The following is a 3,995-nucleotide window of genomic DNA, read 5'->3' on the forward strand; positions in this document are numbered from 1 at the left end:
CGGACACCATGCCCCGGCCCCGGCGGTCAGCCCTTGCGGGCCTTTTTCTTTGCGTGCTTGTGCTTTGCAATCGCATCCTCCTTTTTTGCAGCGCCGCCCAGGGTAAAGGGGGCGTAGATATTTTCCGTCCGGTAGGGCCGGGGGCCGGAGCGCAAGAACCGGGCCCGGATGATGTTCCGGGCCACCTTCTCCAGCGGCAGCCCGTCCTGCTCATACATGGCAAGCAGGAACGCCGGGAGCATCACTCCCAGCATGAGAAACAGCCCGCCGGTGTTGCCGATCACGGTCCGGGCCAGCAGGTAGGACGGAATCCCCACAGCGGCCCCGCAGCCGAAACAGATCAGTTGGCGCTTGGTGAGATTGAACGCCACCTTGGTTTTGATTTTGGAAAGATCGTTGGGTACATTTACATACGGAATGGTTGTCACCTCTTTCTTGGGGTATGGGACAAAGTGTCCCGAAGCTCTGCCGAGGACTCCACCTCATTTCCCCATACATCCCAGCCGGGCGGGATCTGCCGGGCAAACAGTTCCACACGGGGCACATCCCCCATGAGCGCCACAATCTTCTCCCGTGCCTCGTCCGGTTTTCGGCTGTGTTCCCGGACGGGTGAAATGATGAATTGGTGGACATTGGCCGCCTGCCGCTTGGGGTGGCCTCTGGTCGCCAGCAGGCACACCTCCGCGTTGGCCCGCGTCCAGAACCCCAGGCCGTAGAACCAGCCCTCGGATTTGCGGTTTTGTTTGAGCCAGACGAAAGCCACGGTTTTGTAGACAAAGCCCCAGGCGCGGATGAGCCGCAGGGCCTCCGGAAGCTGGGGAAAGGTGGCCCACAGAAAAAGTGCGCTGTCCGGGGCCGCAAGATCGGCCACCGGCAGCGCACAAAGCTCGTCTATGCTCATGGTGGGATAGTGTTGTTCCGCCGCCCCCTGCACCTTCTTCGCGGAATACCGCCAGGGCGGATCGGCGTAGACAATGGAATACTTTTCGATAACTCACACTCCTTTTTCACCCCGCGCCACCGCCTCTTCCGCCTCCCGAATACGCTGGGCGGCGGTGGAGAAGATGGCCGGGGCCGTTTCATAACAGATGTACCGTCGGCCTGTGTTGAGGGCGGCCACCGCCGTGGTGCCGGAGCCCGCGCAGATGTCCGCCACCAGTTCGCCGGGCCGGGTGTAGGTGCGGATGAAATACTCGCACAGTTCCACCGGCTTTTGGGTGGGGTGGATGGTGCGCTGGACGGATGCAAAGGCCAGCACATTTCCGGGGAACCGCCGCCCATCCTCCGATCCCGCGCCTGTACGGGTGAACTTCCCGTAGTTGGAGCTGAGGCTGCTGGTTTTGGTGATCCGCTGGTAGGGCTTGCCCTGCTCAAACTGCGGTTGATACAGCGGCAGCTTTTGATAGAACACCAAAATATTCTCCGTCTTTTTCAGCGGAGCACGGCGGGCATTGAGAAATCCGGTACACCGGCTCTTGTACCACACCCATTCATAGCGGAGCATTTTCAGGTTGGACGCCCCCAGCACCTTGTCATAAGGACACTGGGCGAAAAACAAAACCGCGCCGTCCGGCTTGACCGCCCACTTTACCGCCTCCCACAGTTCAGGGAGCGGTAGGGGCACATCCCAAAAGTTGCGGGTAGTGCCGTAGGGCGGATCGGTGAGCAGGAGATCAACCGAGTGCTGGGGCAGAGAGCGCAGGCCCGCGATGCCATCCATGAGATGAAGGCCGGACGGCACCGGGGTCTCCTGGACGCCTGGGACACTTTGTCCCAAAGCCGTCCTATCGTTCATCCCTGGTCTCCTTCCCACGGTGAGGGGCGGGCCGGGCGGCGTTGGCCTTGTCCGCCTCCTGCGCCGCCTTTGCCATCTGCTCCCGGATGGGGGCGGGACGGACAGCCTCGGCACGGGCCACCAGACGCTCCACCGCCTGGCGGTATGCCTCCACGGTCAGGCTGTCCAGACGCTCCTGCAAGGCCCGGTTCATCACCCGCGCTGTGGAGCGGTAGCCGCTGCGGGTGCCGGGGGCCTCCTTGCTGGGGGCGCTCAGGAAAATTCCGTTTTTGCCGTCCACCACCTTGAAGTCATCGACCACCACGCCACCAATATTGACACTGGCATAGCCCAGCAGTTTTCCCATCGGCTCGATGGGGCGTACCGACACTTCAATGGGCAGCGGCGCGGCCTCCAGGGATTTCTCCACCCGGAGCTTTACCGCGTCGTCAATGCTGATCCCCTGGGAGTCGGCCAGCTCCTGGATGGGCGCGTCAAAAATCAAGCGGCGCATTTCTGCCAGCGCCGCCTCGTCCACGGCGGGAGCCCCCTGGGCTGCCGCCTGTTCTCTTGCCATAAATCAATCCTCCTTTTTAATGTGCGCCGAAGATACTTTTTGCGATGCTGCCGGTTTTGAACAGCATAAAGCAGAGCAGCACCGTGTAGCCCATCGCACCCCATACGGCCCCGATGGGGTCCCCGCTGGTGGCAATTCCCTGGACAAGCACGGCGTAAATCGTCACGCACACCAGAATGAGCAGCCCTTGGAATCCCACGGCGAACAGGGACTTGATGTAGTTCTGCCCCATGCTCCCCAGCTCCCGGTTGGAGAGGGTCGCCACGGGGATGGGGGCCAAACTGGTCATTAAGTAGATTTCCAGCATACGGCCATACACGATAACAAAGATGATGATATTGAGCGCGAACATACACACCTGGATCAAGATGGATTGCATAAACAGGCCCAGGAGTTCCCCGACGCCCATTCCCTCCAAAGTGGTCTCCAGGTTCGCCAGCATATCCGCCGAAATATCGGTGGAGCCTTGGATCAGGCCAGACGCGCTGGAGATCACGCTTTGCGACACATCAAATACTGCCATCACGATATTGAAGGTGTTGGACAGGATCAGAATTGCAATCGCCGTTTTGAACATCCACTTGTAGATGTTCGCCACATCGACCTCGTGCATATTGTTCTTTTCCAAAAGCATCTGAATGAGCTCGTAGGTGGCAACAAAGGTGAGCACCATTCCGGCAATCGGCAGGATCACCGTTTCGGAGAGCTGCTGGATCAGGGAGAACACCCCGGCGTTCCACGCCGCCGGGGTGGTTCCCACCTGTGCCGCGACATCCCCAACCGAGGCGTTCACATTGTCAAACAGCCCGCCCAGGTTGCCCATGATGCCGTCAATGAGCAGGTCTTTTAGCCAACCTGTGAGCCAGTCGGTGAGAAAGTCCATAGGCGGTCAGCCTTAAAACAGAGTGCCCAGCACGGGGATCAGGGTGGTGCCCAGCAGGATGATGCCGCCGCCCGCCATGAGCTGTTTCATGCCCTGGCTTTTGGAGCCGGGATTGTCGGACCCGTACCCCTCCAGAAGATTGACAACACCCCATACGCCCAGACCAGCGCCCAGGGCCACAACAAGGGTCTGCAAAGTGGTGATCGCGGAAGTGAAAAACTGCATATATCCTCCTTTTCTCCGGGATATACCCGGCCATAAAAATAGCCGCCCCAATGGGCGGCGGCCTTGGGACAAAGTGTCCCAAACAAAGCTATATCTTAAAAGGCGTCCGGGTCGTCCACATCGTCATAGTTGAGAATGTCCTCGTCCTCGTCCGTGAGTAGGATCGGCTCGTCCACCTGGTACACCTCGCAAGCCTCGTCCAGACCGGGCCGCCTCCGGCGGCGGATCAGCCGGTCCAGGTCAAAGGCGTTGCGCTTTTTATCCGCCTCCTCCGTGAATTTGTAGTTGGGGTGCTGTTTCAGGTCGTACTTGGGAGAATAGAACGGAGGCAGGCCCCGGAGCTGCAAGATGCACCTGTCACCGGGCATGGTGGCAAGCTCGCTGGGGGTCATCAGCTCCCGGCCCAATCGCTGGGTGTTGAGGTTGTAGCTCTCGGACTGGCCCTTGGAGCGCCCATCGGTCTGCATATAGATGGTGGCCTTGCCCAGCCAGGTTTCCGAGATTTCCTTGATGGTGCTGCCCTCACGACCTCCCAG

Annotated in this window: 7 protein-coding genes; all 7 read right to left on the reverse strand. The window is 60.1% G+C overall.

The annotated features are described in order from the left end of the window. Positions 1-26: 26 nt before the first annotated feature. Positions 27-419 (reverse strand): PrgI family protein, encoded by a 393-nt coding sequence (locus B5G42_RS17285; RefSeq protein ID WP_087273103.1) that lies wholly within the window; start codon positions 417-419, stop codon positions 27-29. Positions 420-424: 5 nt separating this feature from the next. Next, the gene (locus tag B5G42_RS17290) at positions 425-991 is read right to left on the reverse strand and encodes an MT-A70 family methyltransferase (protein ID WP_087273089.1); all 567 of its coding nucleotides are present in this window, start codon (positions 989-991) and stop codon (positions 425-427) included. A 3-nt stretch (positions 992-994) separates the two neighbouring features. Further along, positions 995-1,795, reverse strand: a complete 801-nt coding sequence (locus B5G42_RS17295; protein WP_087273092.1) for a DNA-methyltransferase — start codon at positions 1,793-1,795, stop codon at positions 995-997. Then, positions 1,785-2,351, reverse strand: a complete 567-nt coding sequence (locus tag B5G42_RS17300; protein ID WP_087273094.1) for a septation protein SpoVG family protein — start codon at positions 2,349-2,351, stop codon at positions 1,785-1,787. The genes B5G42_RS17295 and B5G42_RS17300 overlap by 11 nt, the downstream gene beginning before the upstream one ends. A gap of 16 nt (positions 2,352-2,367) precedes the next feature. Next, positions 2,368-3,234 carry a VirB6/TrbL-like conjugal transfer protein, CD1112 family gene (locus B5G42_RS17305; RefSeq protein WP_087273097.1) on the reverse strand — a complete coding sequence of 289 codons (867 nt, stop codon included), beginning with the start codon at positions 3,232-3,234 and terminating at the stop codon, positions 2,368-2,370. 12 nt (positions 3,235-3,246) lie between these two features. Continuing rightward, positions 3,247-3,459: a Maff2 family mobile element protein gene (locus B5G42_RS17310; protein ID WP_087273100.1), complete on the reverse strand. Its 213-nt coding sequence runs from the start codon at positions 3,457-3,459 to the stop codon at positions 3,247-3,249. A 95-nt stretch (positions 3,460-3,554) separates the two neighbouring features. Then, a partial coding sequence (locus B5G42_RS17315; protein ID WP_162611144.1) for a TraM recognition domain-containing protein occupies positions 3,555-3,995 on the reverse strand: 441 nt, incomplete at its 5' end.

Source organism: Flavonifractor sp. An91, from assembly GCF_002159225.1.
Taxonomy (GTDB): Bacteria; Bacillota; Clostridia; order Oscillospirales; family Oscillospiraceae; genus Flavonifractor; species Flavonifractor avicola.